Origin of the sequence: Commensalibacter oyaizuii, assembly GCF_029953265.1 — a bacterium.
GTDB classification, from domain to species: domain Bacteria; phylum Pseudomonadota; class Alphaproteobacteria; order Acetobacterales; family Acetobacteraceae; genus Commensalibacter; species Commensalibacter oyaizuii.
Genome location: NZ_JASBAO010000001.1, coordinates 1,272,501 through 1,289,015, shown reverse-complemented (window position 1 = coordinate 1,289,015; position 16,515 = coordinate 1,272,501). Strand labels below are relative to the sequence as shown.

General features: G+C 40.3%; 21 protein-coding genes (1 of these 21 cut by a window edge). 17 read left to right on the top strand and 4 right to left on the bottom strand.

Going from position 1 to position 16,515, the window contains the following annotated elements:
* Positions 1–6 precede the first annotated feature (6 nt).
* The 13 genes from lgt to QJV27_RS05630 all read left to right on the top strand — a co-directional run bounded on the left by lgt (position 7) and on the right by QJV27_RS05630 (position 10,561).
* The gene (gene lgt / locus QJV27_RS05690; protein ID WP_281447984.1) at positions 7–834 is read left to right on the top strand and encodes a prolipoprotein diacylglyceryl transferase; all 828 of its coding nucleotides are present in this window, start codon (positions 7–9) and stop codon (positions 832–834) included.
* Entirely contained in the window at positions 827–1,876 is a 1,050-nt protein-coding gene (locus tag QJV27_RS05685; RefSeq protein WP_281447983.1) for a class I SAM-dependent methyltransferase, read from the top strand. The genes lgt and QJV27_RS05685 overlap by 8 nt, the downstream gene beginning before the upstream one ends.
* Positions 1,866–2,639, top strand: coding sequence for a peptidoglycan editing factor PgeF (gene pgeF / locus QJV27_RS05680; protein ID WP_281447982.1), 774 nt, complete (start codon positions 1,866–1,868; stop codon positions 2,637–2,639). The genes QJV27_RS05685 and pgeF overlap by 11 nt, the downstream gene beginning before the upstream one ends.
* 7 nt (positions 2,640–2,646) lie before the next feature.
* Positions 2,647–3,618 carry a hypothetical protein gene (locus tag QJV27_RS05675; protein WP_281447981.1) on the top strand — a complete coding sequence of 324 codons (972 nt, stop codon included), beginning with the start codon at positions 2,647–2,649 and terminating at the stop codon, positions 3,616–3,618.
* Between the two features lie 54 nt (positions 3,619–3,672).
* The gene (locus tag QJV27_RS05670; RefSeq protein ID WP_281447980.1) at positions 3,673–4,608 is read left to right on the top strand and encodes a ribose-phosphate pyrophosphokinase; all 936 of its coding nucleotides are present in this window, start codon (positions 3,673–3,675) and stop codon (positions 4,606–4,608) included.
* Positions 4,609–4,629: 21 nt separating this feature from the next.
* Positions 4,630–5,241: a histidine phosphatase family protein gene (locus tag QJV27_RS05665; protein ID WP_281447979.1), complete on the top strand. Its 612-nt coding sequence runs from the start codon at positions 4,630–4,632 to the stop codon at positions 5,239–5,241.
* Positions 5,242–5,363: 122 nt separating this feature from the next.
* Positions 5,364–6,014 (top strand): 50S ribosomal protein L25/general stress protein Ctc, encoded by a 651-nt coding sequence (locus QJV27_RS05660; protein ID WP_281447978.1) that lies wholly within the window; start codon positions 5,364–5,366, stop codon positions 6,012–6,014.
* 29 nt (positions 6,015–6,043) lie between these two features.
* Positions 6,044–6,616, top strand: coding sequence for an aminoacyl-tRNA hydrolase (gene pth, locus QJV27_RS05655; protein WP_281447977.1), 573 nt, complete (start codon positions 6,044–6,046; stop codon positions 6,614–6,616).
* Positions 6,617–6,619: 3 nt separating this feature from the next.
* Positions 6,620–7,714: a redox-regulated ATPase YchF gene (ychF, locus tag QJV27_RS05650; RefSeq protein ID WP_281447976.1), complete on the top strand. Its 1,095-nt coding sequence runs from the start codon at positions 6,620–6,622 to the stop codon at positions 7,712–7,714.
* Positions 7,715–7,764: 50 nt separating this feature from the next.
* Positions 7,765–9,030 carry a glutamate-5-semialdehyde dehydrogenase gene (locus tag QJV27_RS05645; RefSeq protein WP_281447975.1) on the top strand — a complete coding sequence of 422 codons (1,266 nt, stop codon included), beginning with the start codon at positions 7,765–7,767 and terminating at the stop codon, positions 9,028–9,030.
* Complete coding sequence (locus tag QJV27_RS05640; RefSeq protein ID WP_281447974.1) at positions 9,027–9,650, top strand: nicotinate-nucleotide adenylyltransferase; 624 nt, start codon at positions 9,027–9,029, stop codon at positions 9,648–9,650. The genes QJV27_RS05645 and QJV27_RS05640 overlap by 4 nt, the downstream gene beginning before the upstream one ends.
* A 15-nt stretch (positions 9,651–9,665) precedes the next feature.
* A complete protein-coding gene (rsfS, locus tag QJV27_RS05635) occupies positions 9,666–10,103 on the top strand; it encodes a ribosome silencing factor (RefSeq protein ID WP_281447973.1) in 438 nt (145 codons plus the stop codon).
* Positions 10,103–10,561 (top strand): 23S rRNA (pseudouridine(1915)-N(3))-methyltransferase RlmH, encoded by a 459-nt coding sequence (locus QJV27_RS05630; protein WP_281447972.1) that lies wholly within the window; start codon positions 10,103–10,105, stop codon positions 10,559–10,561. The genes rsfS and QJV27_RS05630 overlap by 1 nt, the downstream gene beginning before the upstream one ends.
* A 9-nt stretch (positions 10,562–10,570) precedes the next feature.
* Here QJV27_RS05630 and QJV27_RS05625 read toward each other — a convergent pair whose 3' ends face one another.
* On the bottom strand, positions 10,571–11,398 hold the full coding sequence (locus QJV27_RS05625; protein ID WP_281447971.1) for a CHAP domain-containing protein: 828 nt from the start codon (positions 11,396–11,398) through the stop codon (positions 10,571–10,573).
* 230 nt (positions 11,399–11,628) lie between these two features.
* On the opposite strand from QJV27_RS05625, the gene QJV27_RS05620 reads away from it, so the two are divergent.
* A complete protein-coding gene (locus QJV27_RS05620; protein ID WP_281447970.1) occupies positions 11,629–12,303 on the top strand; it encodes an MBL fold metallo-hydrolase in 675 nt (224 codons plus the stop codon).
* An 84-nt stretch (positions 12,304–12,387) separates the two neighbouring features.
* Positions 12,388–12,900, top strand: a complete 513-nt coding sequence (locus QJV27_RS05615; RefSeq protein ID WP_408869637.1) for a DUF192 domain-containing protein — start codon at positions 12,388–12,390, stop codon at positions 12,898–12,900.
* Between the two features lie 70 nt (positions 12,901–12,970).
* Here the strand turns inward: QJV27_RS05615 and dps are convergent, their stop codons facing one another.
* Positions 12,971–13,477, bottom strand: coding sequence for a DNA starvation/stationary phase protection protein Dps (gene dps / locus QJV27_RS05610; RefSeq protein ID WP_281447968.1), 507 nt, complete (start codon positions 13,475–13,477; stop codon positions 12,971–12,973).
* A 266-nt stretch (positions 13,478–13,743) separates the two neighbouring features.
* On the opposite strand from dps, the gene QJV27_RS05605 reads away from it, so the two are divergent.
* Entirely contained in the window at positions 13,744–14,715 is a 972-nt protein-coding gene (locus tag QJV27_RS05605) for an SDR family NAD(P)-dependent oxidoreductase (RefSeq protein ID WP_281447967.1), read from the top strand.
* Positions 14,716–14,951: 236 nt separating this feature from the next.
* Here the strand turns inward: QJV27_RS05605 and QJV27_RS11135 are convergent, their stop codons facing one another.
* On the bottom strand, positions 14,952–15,062 hold the full coding sequence (locus QJV27_RS11135; RefSeq protein ID WP_408869619.1) for a 4Fe-4S binding protein: 111 nt from the start codon (positions 15,060–15,062) through the stop codon (positions 14,952–14,954).
* On the opposite strand from QJV27_RS11135, the gene QJV27_RS05600 reads away from it, so the two are divergent.
* A complete protein-coding gene (locus tag QJV27_RS05600; protein ID WP_408869636.1) occupies positions 15,010–16,389 on the top strand; it encodes a sugar porter family MFS transporter in 1,380 nt (459 codons plus the stop codon). The two genes, QJV27_RS11135 and QJV27_RS05600, sit on opposite strands and share 53 nt — an antisense overlap.
* Positions 16,390–16,453: 64 nt before the next feature.
* Here the strand turns inward: QJV27_RS05600 and QJV27_RS05595 are convergent, their stop codons facing one another.
* Positions 16,454–16,515, bottom strand: the final stretch of a protein-coding gene (locus QJV27_RS05595) for a TIGR04086 family membrane protein (RefSeq protein WP_281447965.1). It continues 991 nt past the right edge of the window; the window shows 62 of its 1,053 coding nt (coding positions 992–1,053); its start codon lies off the right edge, out of view — the gene reads right to left on this strand; its stop codon occupies positions 16,454–16,456.

The window sequence follows — 16,515 nt, the reverse complement described above, 5'->3', positions numbered from 1 at the left end:
TATTCTATGTTTGGCCCTTTGCATTATCCGCACTTTGATCCTGTGATGTTACAGCTTGGCCCGTTGGCTATTCGTTGGTACGCTATGGCATATATTACAGCATTGGTTGCTGGGTGGCTATTGGTAAGACGATTGGTTAAAAAGGAGCCTGTTGTTGCAACAAAATTGCAGGTTGACGATTTTTTGACTTGGGCGACTTTGGGTGTCGTCATTGGTGGGCGTTTAGGGTATGTTTTATTTTATCAGCCTGCTTTATATTTTTCCCATCCTTTAATGATCTTACAAGTTTGGCACGGTGGGATGTCGTTTCATGGTGGAGCACTGGGCGTTATTCTTGCATTAATTTTATTTACTCGTAAATACCATCTAAGTTTTCTTGGCTTTTCTGACAGGGTCACAACAGTAGTCCCCCTAGGGTTAGGATTGGGTAGGTTGGCCAATTTCATTAATGGTGAATTGGTTGGACGTGTTGCACCAGATTGGTTGCCATGGCGAATGATTTATCCAGATGTGATTGGGGCGCGACATCCTTCTGAATTATATGAATTCTTTTTAGAAGGGGTGGTTTTATTTACGATTATGATTTTGTTATCGCGTAAACAATCCGTTCGTGAAAAGGCAGGGTTTCTTTCTGGAGTTTTTTTACTTGGATATGCTGTTATGCGCAGTTTTTGTGAATTATTCCGAGAGCCAGACAGTTTTATGGGATTTTTGACGTTCGGTTTAACCATGGGGCAAATCTTATGTATTCCAATGGCAATCGCTGGGGGGTACTTTATATGGCAGTCTTATCGTTTACCAAAATTAAAAAGTTTAGTTATCGAGAATGACTGATTCTTCTCCCGTAAGGTTAGATCATTTTATGGCGGCTGCAAATGCCGCTTATTATGCAAACAAAGATCCTTTTTCTGACTTTATTACGGCTCCTGAAATCTCTCAATTATTTGGTGAAATGATTGCAACATGGGTTGTTGTTGTGATGCAATCCATGCCCGCTGAAGGGAATATAGCCTTGGTTGAAGCCGGTCCAGGGCGCGGCACTTTGATGGCCGATGTGCTGCGTGTTATTCGTAAGGCAGCGCCAGAGTTGTATAAACGGTGTCATGTCAGGTTCGTTGAAACTTCACCTCGCTTAAAACGGATCCAACAACAAGCTGTTGCAAATCATAACGATCTATCTGTTGAGTGGTACGATTCCATTGCAACATTGCCCAAGGGGCCAATGATTCTGATCGCAAATGAATTTCTAGATGCTTTGCCCATACGTCAATTTGTTCGAAATTCATCACAGACTTGGGCTGAACGTTACGTCAAGGGTGATGTCTTTATACAAGTCCCGATCAACCATTTACCAAAAGTCCCTATTTTTAACCGTTCTATTTCAGTTGGCGATATTGTTGAAGTCTGTGAGAGTGGACAGCAAATTATAGACGATATTGCAAAACGTATTTGTTGTGATGGTGGGGCAGCATTATTTATTGATTATGGATATGCGGTTTCTGTTGTTGGTGACACATTGCAAGCAATTGCTCATCAAAAAAAAGTATCCCCTTTGGCACCTATTGGTAGTGCTGACTTGACAGCGCATATTGATTTTCTAGCGTTAAAAGAGATCGCACAAGAGGCAGGAGCCAGCGTTTACGGGATTCAGACTCAGGGTGAATTTTTAAAACAATTGGGTATTTTATTGCGTGCCCAAAATCTAATGGCTATTGCAACTGTTGATGAAAAACAACAATTGGCGGATGCTGTGTATCGTTTGATTGACCCTGCTCAGATGGGACATTTATTCAAAGTAATGGCAATATGCCATCCAAAGTTACCAATTCCACCTGCTTTTGAAATGGATAAGGATGTTTCTAATCATGACTGCTGAACCTTGTGTTATTCGTCATTCTTTATTATCGAACATAGTTCGACATGGATTTTTCACCCGCTTGGGGGGTGTTTCTGAAGGTGGATATGCTTCATTAAATTGCGGGTTAAAAACCGAAGATAATCCTGCCCATATTCAAAAGAACAGACATATTGTTGCAGATATTATGGGGGTCGATCCTCAAAATTTATGGGGGGGCATGCAAATACATAGTACCAAAATCGAGTATGTGACCAAAGAAAATTGTGCAGCCGACGAGGTTGATGGTGGGGTTACAAATGACCCAGATATTGCTGTCAGTGTTGTTACTGCGGATTGTGGACCTATTTTATTAAGCACGTTCGATGGCAAAATTGTGGGGGCTGCGCATGCAGGATGGCGTGGCGCTGCTGGTGGAATTTTGGAAGAGGTTGTAACTCAAATGGAAAATTTGGGGGCAAAAATACATGAAATTATTGCAGTTGTGGGCCCATGTATTGATGGATCTCGATACGAAGTAAAAGAAGACATGCGTCAGCAAGTTTTAGAGTATGATCCAGAGGGAAGCTCCTTTTTTAAATTGATTCGAGATGATCAATATTTGTTTGATTTAGGTCATTATTGCATTGATCGTTTAAAAAGACGGCGCGTTGGAATTGTTGCAGGTTTGGGAAGGGATACGTTAACAGACCCTAAACATTTTTTCAGTCATCGGCGTCGTACATTGGCAGGAGGTGGACCATTGGGACATCAAATTTCAGCTATTGCTTGTTACAAAGGATAAATTGCGGATGAAAGAGATATCTTTTTTTAGAGTTTCTAAAATAGTAGCCTGTTTATTAAGTTTTACGCCTTTAATAGGTTGTATGACGGTTCCTCATCCTTTTGAAAAGCAAGCAGGCAATAAGGGGGGGGTATTAAGTAATCCTCCACCTGCGCGATTAATTGTCCCAGTTCCAACGGAATCTTTGTTGAATGACAAAGAATCGGCAGTGCTTGCACATGACATTGCCAAAGCAATGTTGGATCAAACGGTTCCTGCAGTTGTTGGCAAGGCACAAAAGGGAGAATGGTTATTAGTCACAAAAGTTGAGAACCAAGGGGATATGGTGGTGCCTAAACTCAGCATCATCTCTCCTGATGGTAAGGTACAAGCCACGCGTGATGCGATGCCTGTTTCAACGAAAGATTGGGCCAGTGGGAACGAAGCAATTTACGCACAGGTTGCCCAGCAGGCAGCCCCAATTGTAAACGAGGTGCTAACGGGATTGCAGGCGCGTCAGATGGTATCAGATCCTCATAGTTTAAAAAATCGCCCTGCCCAGATTTATTTTGAGGGGGTAAAAGGTGCCCCAGGTGATGGGAACACAGTTATTGCCAGACAGTTTGTTGTTTCTTTAAATGATAAATTAAATGCCATACAGCAAGATAAGAGTAAGGCAGATTATAGTGTTGGGTGTAATGTAAGCGTGACAAATGGTGCGGCAGGAACAAGAGGGAATCCCGTACAGCATGTTGAGGTCGTTTGGCGGATTGTTGATAAAAAGGGTAAGGAAGCTGGAAAAGTAACCCAAATAAACGATGTCCCCGCACATAGTTTAGATGTATATTGGGGCGATACGGGTTCTGCTGTTGGTGAGGAGGCAGCTGGGGGTATTAAACGGGTTATTGATAATTATTCAGGGCGTAATAATCGACCTTTGGCAGAAAATGGTGGTATGACAAAGGCACCATTGGTTACCCCACCTGGGTTACAAAATTAAATAAGGATAAAAACGGGATCTTTTGTTGATCTGGTTTATATTGGAGTTGCATAAATGAAAATTATTTCTGGGAATAGTAATCGCCCATTGGCAGAGGCTGTGGCAGCGGATTTAAAGATGCCGTTGTGTGATGCGTCTGTTCAGCGTTTTGCGGATAAAGAGGTATTTGTTGAAATTTATGAAAATGTTCGGGGCGAGGACATTTTTGCAGTACAAAGTACAAGTTATCCAACCAATGATAATTTAATGGAATTATTGATTATGTTGGATGCATTACGTCGCGGATCTGCACGACGGGTTACAGCGGTTATTCCCTATTTTGGATATGCACGTCAGGATCGTAAATCAGGTCCCAGAACACCTATCAGTGCAAAACTGGTTGCAAATTTATTGGTAGAGGCTGGGGCTAATCGTGTTTTAACCCTTGATCTACATGCTGGTCAGATTCAGGGTTTTTTTGATATTCCTGTTGATAATTTGTATGCAGCTCCTTTATTTACTCGTGATATTATGAAAAAGCACGCAGGGAAGAACGACATTATGGTGGTATCCCCAGACGTGGGGGGGGTGGTGCGAGCCCGTCAATTGGCAAAACGTTTAGACGTGGATTTGGCGATCATAGATAAACGCCGTGAACGTGCTGGGGTTTCCGAAGTGATGAACGTCATTGGAAATGTCGAGGGTCGTCATTGTTTATTAGTTGATGATATTATCGATAGCGGTGGGTCTTTGTGCAATGCAGCGCAAGCGCTAATGAATGCTGGGGCGACTGCTATTGATGCTTATGTTACACACGGTGTATTATCTGGCAGTGCACCAGAAAGAGTGCAAAATTCTGTTATTGGTGAATTAGTGATCACAGACAGCATTTTAAAATCTGATGCTGTGCGTGCGGCGACTAAAATTCGTCAAATTTCTTTGGATAATTTGTTGGGACGGGCCATTCGGGCCGTTGCAGATGAAAGTTCAGTTTCGTCTTTGTTTGATTAATTTATTTGTAAAGGTTATTTTATGTCTTCTTTACTTACACGTCCTTATTGGTATTTGCGTCATGGTCAGACCGATTGGAATGCACGTAATTTATCGCAAGGACGCACAGATATTCCATTAAATACAGTCGGTTTATCACAAGCCGTGGCTGCAGGCAATGCAATTGCTAATCATTGGGAGCAATTGGAATTGCCCATTACCCAAATTGTCAGTTCCCCTTTGGGGCGTGCACGTCGCACAGCTGAAATTACAGCCGCAATTATCAAAGAAAAAGTTGGTGTTACGATTCCTGTTGAACTTGATGACAGTTTGAAAGAAGTTTGTTTTGGTACAGAGGAAGGCCAGCCAATGGGGCCATGGTACGATGATTGGATTGCAGGGAAATTTACCCCAGAAGGTGGGGAATCTTTCCAAACATTATGCGCACGGATCAGCGAAGCCGTAAATCGTTCCATTCGCAAGGCAGGGGAAGGGAATGTCTTGATTGTTGCCCATGGTGGTATTTTCCGTTCGTTGCGTCACATGATGGGGTTAAAAGCGAATGTACGTTTGCCCAATGCCCAACCTTTGTGTGCCCGTCCGCCTGTTGACGGGGGCAAGGCATGGGAGTTACACGCATTACCTTTAGAATAAAACTTTGTTTTTGTTATAAAGATATTTGCATTTTATAAGTTTTTTCGGTAAAGCATAACATGCACCAACACCCCTGGAGGTTGGTGTTTTTGTTTTGCCTTTTATATTTTAGGAGTTTTAACGTGGCAAAGAAGTTTGTTGAATTGAATGTTGCAGTGCGTGCGAAGGCTGGTAAGGGGGCAGCGCGCGCAACTCGTCGTGCTGGTCTAGTACCTGGCGTTGTATATGGTGGTAAATCTGAACCTGCGATGATTGCAATTGACCCTCGTATCATTATGCGCGAATTGCATGGTTCTTGGCGTTCTCAATTGTATCAAATTGTTGTTGATGGTAAAAAAACCTCTGTTGCTTTGATGCGTGCGGTTCAAATGCACCCTGTAACAGATCGTCCATTACACGTTGATTTCCAACGCATGGTTGCAGGTCAAGAAATCCGCGTTGAAATTCCTGTTCACTTTGAAGGTGAAGAAGAATGCCCAGGTATGAAACGTGATGGTGTTCTTAATGTTGTTCAACATTCTGTTGAAATTAACTGTGATGTTGATCACATTCCTGAAGCATTCATCGCTGATATTTCTGCGTTAGATCTGCATGATACTGTTCGTTGGTCAGATCTTAAAGGTACTGAGAACGTTTCTCATACCAATCAAAATGAAGAAGATTTTGTGATCGCTACTATTGCCGCACCGACAGTTGCGGTTGAAGTTGAAGACGAAGCAGCAGCAGAAGAGGGTGCAGAAGAAGATGCATCTGAAGCAGCAGCTGAAGAATAAATTTACTTCAATTAGAGAAAGAATAAAAGATGTTACTGTGGACTGGGCTTGGTAATCCTGAGTCTGGAATGCAGGCACACCGTCATAATATTGGTTTTATGGCGGTCGATCGAATTGCGCAGCGTCACGGGTTCACCCCGTGGCGCAAGCGTTTTCGGGGCGAAGTTGCCGAAGGAACGATTCAAGGGGAAAAAATCCTTTTGTTAAAACCAATGACTTATATGAATCTGTCGGGTGAAAGCGTGCAGCAAGCAATTGCTTTTTATAAAATCCCAATTGAAAATATGGCTGTTTTCCATGACGAGCTTGACCTTGCCCCTGGGCGGTTGCGTATCAAAAAAGGTGGGGGTGCAGCGGGACATAATGGATTGCGGTCAATCGATAAGATGATGAGTAATCAAAACTATTGGCGGGTTCGTTTGGGTATAGGTCACCCAGGGGACAAAGCACAAGTTGCGCATTATGTTTTAAGTAATTTTTCCAAAAATGAGTACGAATGGTTGGATCCATTGATTGATGGGGTTGCGCAATCAGCACCATTATTAGTCGAAGAAAAAATGGATGCTTTTATGTCAAAAGTTGCATTGTTAACAAAGGAGTAAAAAATGGGGTTTAATTGTGGGATTGTTGGGTTGCCTAATGTTGGGAAATCTACCCTATTTAATGCGTTAACAGCAACGGCTGCAGCACAGTCAGCGAATTATCCGTTTTGTACAATTGAACCCAATGTTGGTAGGGTTGCAGTTCCAGATCCTCGATTAACTGTCTTATCTAAAATCACAAATTCCCAGCAGATCGTTCCAACCAGTTTAGAGTTCGTCGATATTGCAGGATTGGTTAAAGGGGCATCTAAAGGTGAAGGTTTAGGAAATCAATTTTTAGCCAACATTCGTGAAGTGGATGCAATTATTCACGTTTTACGTTGTTTTAACAACGATGATATTGTTCATGTCGAAGGATCGGTTGATCCTATTCGCGATGCAGAGATCATAGAAACAGAATTAATGATTGCCGACTTAGAAAGTCTTGAAAAGCGCATTATTCCCTTGCAGAAAAAAGCACGTGGGAATGATAAAGAAGCCCAAGCCGCGGTGGCATTGATTGAGCCATTGATTAAAGCGCTGCAAGATGGGAAAGCAGTTCGTGATGTAATACCTCCAGGCGAAGAAAAAGCAGTTGAACGGTTGCAACTTTTGACCAGTAAGCCTGTCTTATATGTGTGTAATGTTGAAGAAGAATCTGCTGCAACTGGGAATGCCTATTCTGAAAAAGTTGTTCAAATGGCCAAGGCACAAGGGGCAGAGGCCGTTATTGTTTCTGCGGATATTGAAGCAGAAGTCAGTCAACTGGGTAAAGAGGATCAAATGGAATTTCTGGCAGGTTTGGGGCTGGAAAATAGTGGTTTGGATCGTGTGATTGCAGCAGGGTATCACTTATTGAATTTGATTACGTATTTTACTTGTGGCCCCAAAGAAACCAGAGCTTGGACTATCATTAAAGGAACAAAAGCTCCTCAAGCAGCGGCTGTGATTCACAACGATTTTGAACGCGGATTTATCGCTTGTGAAACGGTTGCATATGATGATTATGTGCAATTTAAAGGGGAGGCCGGGGCAAAGGAGGCGGGGAAAGCCAGAGTTGAAGGAAAAGAATATATTGTCAAAGATGGTGACATTTTACTTTTTCGTTTTAATGTATAATGGATAGAATATTCATTTTTTACTCATGTTATAAAGGAGTATAAGGCACTATGGCAGTTTCCACCTTATCCCAAAATGGTATTATTGCTGATTTGGCCAAGAAAGTTCGTGTTGCCGCTTATGATTTATCTCGCAGTGATGTGCAACAACGTAATCAAGCATTAATTTTGGCAGCACAAGCCCTACGTTCAGCGGAGACAGCAATCTTGGCTGCAAACATGCAAGATTTAGCAAGTGCAAAGGTAAGTGATGCTTTCAAAGATCGCATGACGTTAAATCATGATCGTCTTGAAAATATTGCAGTTGGGTTAGAAGATATTGCCAAGTTGCCCGATCCTCTAGGAAAAGAATTGGCCGCTTGGACACGTCCAAATGGATTAAAATTCAAACGCGTTTCAGTCCCTTTAGGGGTGGTTGGGATGATTTACGAAAGTCGTCCTAATGTTGGTGCTGATGCCGTAGGTATTTGCTTAAAATCTGGAAATGGTGTGATTTTACGTGGTGGATCAGATTGCCACCATACAGCATTGGCTATTCACAAAGCAATGAAACAAGGGATTATCGCAGCAGGATTAAACCCAGATATCATTGCCATGCCACCCGACAGTGATCGTCAGCATGTCACTGATATGTTACATGCTACTGGTCTGATAGATGTATTGATTCCCAGAGGGGGATCATCCCTTATCCATTTTGTGCAAAAAGAGGCCCGTATTCCAGTATTGGCACATGCAGCAGGTTTGTGTCACACCTATGTACATCAAGCTGCTGATTTCGATATGGCACGTTCAATCGTTGCTAATGCTAAAATGCGTCGTACTGGAATCTGTGGTGCTACAGAAACATTGCTTATCGATCAGGCAATAGCAAAAAAATTATTACCAGTATTGATCAAAGATTTGAAAGCGCTAGGATGTCGTTTTGTTGGTAATCAAGAGGCTTGTGGTCTCGTTGATGAGATCAAGCTCGCATCGTCTGAAGATTTTGCGACTGAGTGGCTGGATAGTGTGTTGTCCGTTGCTGTTGTTAAGGATATAGAGGACGCATTGGCACACATTGCACGTTATGGTAGTGGTCATACCGAAGCAATTATTACGCAAGATGAACAGGCCGCGCGACAATTTATGGACACAGTTCAGAGTGCTGTGGTGATGTGGAATACATCAACTCAATTTTGTGATGGTGGAGAGTTCGGTTTCGGTGCAGAGATTGGGATTGCGACAGGGCGATTACACGCCAGAGGACCCGTTGGAATTGAACAATTAACAAGTTATCGCTACGAAGTTTTAGGAAGCGGTCAGGTGCGGCCTAAATGATTGCCATACCAACTTGGGGGGATAGAAGGCGAATACGGGTCGGCTTATTTGGGGGGTCTTTTAACCCTATTCATGAAGGACACTTGCAATTAGCTGATCGAGCATTAAAATTTTTACGTCTTGACCAGGTTTGGCTAATGGTGTCCCCTGGTAACCCTTTGAAAGTTGGTACTGATATGGCTCCTTTCGAAGAGCGATATCAGAAAGTTAAAGCAAATCTCAGTGGAAGGCGATTGATTGCAACAGATATAGAATCAAGACTGCACACGCGTTATAGTTGTGATACTATTAAAATCGTACAACAACGTTTCCCTTGCTGTAAATTTGTTTGGCTAATGGGAGCTGATGGTTTGGCACAAATGGCACTATGGTCACATTGGCAAGAAATACTAAGATTGGTGCCTATGGCTGTTTTTCCAAGGCCATCTTATATATATACAGCATTAAAAGGGCAAGCAGCGCAATGGGCGAGAGAGACAAGATTACCATCACGTTACTCAACCATATTAGCGGACTGCAAAGCACCGGCTTGGGTTTTTGTTCCAGCTCCTGAAAACACAATTTCTGCAACGGCATTACGATTGCAGCAAAAACAATTATTAGAAGACTCCTATAATTAAGGAAAAGAATTTTATATGACTGAAAACATTTCACGCAAAGATGTGATTCAAGAAGGCCCAAAAGAAGGCCCAAAAAGAACAACAATGTTGGATGAAGCAAAGTTAAATGAGGTGGTTGCTTTAATGGTTGCCTCTTTGGAGGATGATAAAGCTGAAAACATCGTTGTCATTGATCTTGTTGGTAAGGCATCTTTTGCAGATCGAATGATTATCGCAACAGGGTTAGTTGACCGTCAAATTATGGCGATGGCTGAAAATTTAGACAAAGCATTATTTGATTATGGCATCAAAAGGACTGCTATTGAGCGTAGTCCTGATTGGGTGTTGTTAGATACAGGCGACGTTATCGTTCATTTATTCCAAGCAGAAGCACGTGAATATTATAATATCGAGCGTATTTGGAACGTTGAAATTTCTGAACAACCCAAGGAGCCAGAAGAACCCAGCGTATAATGTTTCATATTATTGCCGTGGGAAAAATGCGGCATAAGTCAGAACTTGATCTGGTTGCACGGTATGTAAAACGGATTCGACCCAAATTAACCATTACTGAGGTCAATGAAGCTAAAGGCAGTCCCCAAGAATCCAAGCTAAAAGAAACACAGGCTTTGTTAGAGGCATTGCCTGATCGTTCTATTGTGGTCAGTATGGACGAGGGTGGAAAAAATTATAGCAGTATAGAATTTTCTAAAAAGATGCAGCTGTGGTTAGAACAGTCGAAACCCATTTCTTTCTTGATAGGGGGGGCAGAAGGGTTGCATAATACAGCACTTCAGCGTTCTGATGCAACCATCTCGTTTGGTGCATCTACGTGGCCCCATATGCTCGTAAGAATATTACTAGCAGAACAAATATACAGGGCGTTAACTATTATACAGGGACATCCATATCACCGACAGGGACGTCCCTAAATCCATTTGTTATTTTAAAAAACGATTTGGGGCATCATTAACGAAAAAATCGTCAGATACGTTGGGTGCTAGTGCTACTTGAGTATTTACTTTTGAATATCCTCTGGCTGTTGCAGCATCTGCAGACCAAGTTTTTGTCCTTAGCTGTTGAGGATAATTACGTTTTGTTGATGCATTGCGTATTTCACCGCTGTCATCATTACTGGGGTAAATAAATCCATGAGTTGGATAAATGCTGCCAAAAGCATTTTTGTTACCATTCATAGCAACGCGAACAGCCGTCCAATCGTTATTTGGAGAAACGTCAATGACAGGTGTATTTCGGCTGATGCCTCTTTGTGCCCAGTGGGATTGGTCAATAATAATGGTTCTAGAATCGACAATTTGCCTAACAACGGCAACATGTCCATAGGGCATACGTCTTGTAGAGCGGAAACTCAACACACTGTTGGGTTTTGGCGTATTTCCACGGGAATAGATCCCTTCAGCTTTATTCCACCAAGTTCCAGCATTCCCTCTTAGTTGTACTTCTGTGGCTGAACGTGCAAAAGCAACACATTGAATGACACGCCCACCCCCAGAGCGATGAGCATAGCGTAATCTCTTGGTTTTATAATGGTTGCGTTGTTTCTTTGACGCGTGACTGCTGGTTTTGAAAGAGACTTTGTGTGCAGCAGCACCATGGCTTGCTTTTTTAGCATGGGATACAGATTTTTTTTGTCCATGATGAGTAGAGCGTGCATGCGCATAATGCGTTACACCAGACATACAAGAAAACATTAAAAGAAAAGAAGCAAATTTAATTTTTTTGTTATTTTGCATGAATACCTTTTTCATCGACAACCCTATGTGAACCAATTAAATTTCATGAGATGTCTTATTCAGTAATGGATCAGGACTGTAAGAGCAAGACATAATCTTGGTTTTTTTCAATTTTATAAAGTAACATTTAGAAGTGTGATAATTTATGATGTAAAGAGGACACAAAAAGATAGATGAGAATTATTGATTAATAGAATATAATCCTTCAATGATAGGAATATATTATAGAAAGAGTGGAGTGTTTTTTGTTTCTTTCAATTGCATCTCTGAAAATAGAGATTATGCCAGTGACCATGTTAAGACAAAATTGCATGTTGATTTGGAATCCAGATATAAAAAAAGGCGTTATTAGTGATCCAGGTGGGGATTTAATGTCTTTACTTCAAATGATTAATTCTCTTGATGTGGAAATACAGGCCATTTTATTAACCCATGGTCATTTTGATCATGTGGGGGTCACGATGGCATTGCAAAGACATTTAGAACAACAATATCAGAATTCTGTGCCAATCTTGGGTCCTTCTTGTCAGGATAAGTTTTTATTAGACAAGGTCAAACAAGATATGACTAATTTTGGTACTCATGTTGAAGAAGCCGAGAATGTAATTCCAACCCGGTTTTTACAAGATAAAGAGCTGTTATCATTTCAAGGTATGTCGTTTGAAGTTTTACATGTTCCTGGCCATACCCCTGGTCATGTTGTATTTTATGAACCAAAGGCAAGATTTATGATTACCGGGGACGTTTTATTTAAAGGAACGATTGGACGTTCTGATTTTTCTTACGGTGATGGGGATTGTTTGGTTGAAACAATTAAAGAAAAATTGTTACCTTTAGGGGATGATATTTATGTTTTGCCAGGACACGGGATCGGCAGCACAATTGGTTTTGAACGGTTAAACAATCCTTATTTAATTTAACATAAGATTCATGTAATTGGAAATTTAGGTAAAAAATATATGCAAAAATATATGAAATGGTTAATGGTGAGCATAGGTATGGGGATGGTGGGAATATTTCCCATCATCGATGGGTTTGCGCAAAATGATCAATCGGAAATTACTCGGCCACAACCAGAGTTAACAAAGCAACCATTAACGATTACGACAAAAACTGGGAAAAAGCATCAGTTCCTAGTGGAAATTGCTAAAACTCCAAAAGAACAAGAGGTCGGTGAGATGTTTAGACCCCATGTCCCAGAAAACGGGGGCATGTTATTTGTTTGGCCTGGCCCACAACCCAGCAATATGTGGATGAAGAATACGCTTGTTCCCTTAGATATGGTTTTTATAGATGGACATCATCGTATTCAGGCAATTGCAGAAAATACTGTCCCTTACAGTTTAGCCCCGATTAATAGTCGTGGCGCAGTTATAGCAACATTAGAACTTCAGGGGGGGATTACGGAAAAATTGGGAATTACGGTTGGTGATACTGTTGATAGTGCAGCCTTTGAACCTGATCAATCCACGGTTTCCAAAGGTGAGGCTGTCGAAATAGGGAATAAAAAGAAGTAGATTGCTAGATTTTAATTGAAACGTAAACTCTGCCCATTACAAATAATAGCAGAGTTTACGTTCATTTTAATTATTTGGATGTGACAGGCATGTGTGCTTCAAGGAACCATAATTGCTTGTCCATTGCTCGTGAAATACCTGTAAATAAATCTGCGGTATCGGCATCACCTGCTTCATCAGCTTCATCAATTGCTTGACGAATGGCATTGGCAAATGTCGCATAACGTTCAATTAATGCCTTGATATGATCCTCAACATTATAAATATCGGTCGGATATGGGGTGATGCTTGAGGTATCAGTAATGGCTTGGGAGGTACCATAAGCTGTTCCACCCAGAGCAGTGATCCTTTCAGCCATTTCATCATTGAATGTATCTTGTTCAGTACGAAAGCCATCAACCATGGTATGGACGCCAATAAATTGTGGTCCTTTTAAATTCCAATGGGCTTGTTTGGTGATTAAAGCTATATCTAAACCATCGGCAAGGCGTTTGTTCAGTAGTTGAATAACTACGGTTTTGGTATTGGAAGGTAGATTATTACGTGTAGGGTGAAGAGCACTTTTTGTTTTAGTCATCTTGCAGTCTCCTAACTGTTTTTTAAAAGTAAGTAATAAATTAGCTTATTCTATATGATGAATAATCGTGCTTCAATCATAATACTATGTTTAATCATATCATTTTATGACAATATTCATATTGCTTTTATATAAAAATTGAACACTATGAATTAAAGGCTTTGTTTAAAATTAGCATATTATTTAGCATGTATGTTATATTTAATTTGCTATTTTTATATTTTGGAATATTAATTTTTTAAGTTATTTTTATTTAAGGGATTAACGTGGTTTGCTTGGTAACAGGTGCAGCAGGATTTATTGGTTTTTATATTTCCAAAGCATTATTGGAACGTGGTGAGAAAGTTGTTGGTATCGATAATCTCAATGATTATTATGCACCTGTTTTAAAATATAGTCGTCTTAAACAATTACAACAATTTAAGAATTTTGAATTTCATCAAGTTGACATAACAGACCAGCATGCGATGGCAAGTGTATTCGATCGTTACGAATGTGATATTCGATATATTATTCATTTAGCTGCCCAAGCAGGGGTAAGGTATTCTCTACAAAATCCCTTTTCATATGTTCAAACAAATATCAACGGTCATTTGAATATCTTAGAGTTGGCACGTCAGTTGCCAAATTTACAACGTATTTTTTATGCTTCTTCTTCCTCGGTTTATGGCTTGAACACTAAACTACCTTTTAGTGAGAATGATAGAGTTGATTTACCAAGCTCAGTGTATGCAGCGTCAAAACGTTCGGCAGAGTTACTGTCATTTACGTATTATCATCTTTATGGGATCAAACAGACGGGGTTACGCTTTTTTACGGTCTATGGTCCTTGGGGACGTCCTGACATGGCCTATTACATCTTTGCCAATTCTATTATTAACGGTCGGACTATCACATTATATAGGGGGGCCGATCTTTCAAGGGATTTTACCTATATTGATGATGTAGTTGATGCGATGTTAAGTTTATGGGACTGTTCTGATTTAGAAGATTATAATCTTTTGAATATTGGAAATAGCCGTAGGGAACGTGTAGAATATTTAATTAAATATTTGGAAGTTAATTTGGGAAAAACGGCTAATGTTCAATATATAAAGCGCCCCGAAACTGATATTGAAGCTACTTTGTCAGATATTAGTGAGATATATAAAATAACAGGGTGGTCCCCTAAAACATTATTAAAAGATGGTACTTGTCGTTTTATAAACTGGTTTAAGAGTTTTTATCATCTTTCTTAAAATTAAAAGTTAACAATTTTTGTAATATACGATTCTCTTTATCAAATTTTGATGATTTAGAAATTCATAATATTCATACTACAAAGGTTTGTTTTTTAAGAAGAATTTAACCTTCTTAATAAGATAAAAAAAGTAAAATCTTACCATCCCTTTTGTTGTAAACATTTCTGATCACAACATCGTGATGTTCCATAAATTTTGTACGATAACTTCTAATTTTGTGCTGATATATTTAGCTATCTTTTGACTAATTCATTTAATAACATTCTATATTGGAGCAAATTTATGGCATCATTGGGGCAAGCTGATGTGCATGTACCACAAAGTACGGCAGTTGTTATCGCCATAGCGGTAATTGCCGCTTTAGGTGGATTATTATTTGGCTACGACACGGGGGTCATTGGCGTTGCTTTATTAGGGTTAGGAAAGCAGTTTGCGCTTGATGATCTCAACAAACAACTTGTGACTGGTGCGATTATTTTTGGGGCTTTATTTGGTTGTCTAGGGACTGGTCCTATATCTGACCGTTTGGGTCGTCGCGTTATGGTTGTTGCTGTAGGGGTTGTTTTTGCGTTGGGATCTATTGCATCCGCTTGTGCTCCTAATATGGTATTTTTAATTGCTTCACGTTTTTTACTAGGACTATCAGCAGGGAGTTCAACACAAATTATTCCTGTTTATATTGCTGAAGTGGCACCACCACAACATCGTGGTAAAATGGTTGTTTTATTCCAATTCATGGTCGTATTTGGAATTACCGTGGCCTATTTCAGTGGGTTTGTATTGGGGGATCATTGGCGGTGGATGTTTGGTCTAGGCGTTATTCCTGCAATAATATTACTTGCCGGAATGATTTTATTACCTGAAAGCCCACGTTGGTTGGTTATGCAAAAACGTGATCAAGAAGCTTTTAAGATCCTGGAAAAACTACGTGGTAACTCTGCCTCGGCACAAGCAGAAATTGATGAAATACACACAGTCACAAATCAACCTCAAGGTACGTGGAAAGATCTTGCTCAACCTTGGATTAGACCCGCAGTTATTGTCGGTGCTTCTATTGCAATGTTTTCACAAATAACGGGAAATAATGCGTTAATTTATTATGCACCAACAATTTTGACCCACGCAGGTTTTTCACAAAAAGCCGCGATTTTAGGAACAGGGGCAAGTACTTTACTGGTCGTTATTATGACCATGATTGGTAGTGTGCTTGTTGATAAGATCGGCCGTCGTCGCTATTTATTATGGACTATTCCTGGTTCCATCGTTGCACTGATTGTAATGGGATATTTGTTCATGGGGGCTGGGCCGCAAACAGACTTCAGTAAAATTCTGGTTGTTGTTTGTTTGGGGGCTTATCTAATGTTAAATTGTGGAGGATTTGGTGTTTGTATTTGGCTGATCAATGCCGAAGTCTATCCATTATTTGTTCGTGGCAAAGGGGCAAGTTTAGGTTCTTTTAGTCACTGGTTTTTTGATTTGATTGTAACACTGACAACGCTAAGTCTGGTGACGGCATTGGGTGCTACTTATACATTTTGGTTGTATGCATTGATTTCTATTATTGCAGTCATTTTTATTATTTTCTTAGTTCCTGAAACCAAAGGAAAAACGTTAGAAGAGATTGAGGGGGATTTAAAAGCAAATAGATTTTATCCTTATCAACAAAAGTAAAAGTAGAAATAAAAAAGGAGGAAACTTTATTCCTCCTTTTTTAATATAAATTATCTAAATTTTATTATTTAGAAAATGTATCGTTGCGTGGCAGTGTGTGTGTTTGTGACCAAGTATCTGCTCGTG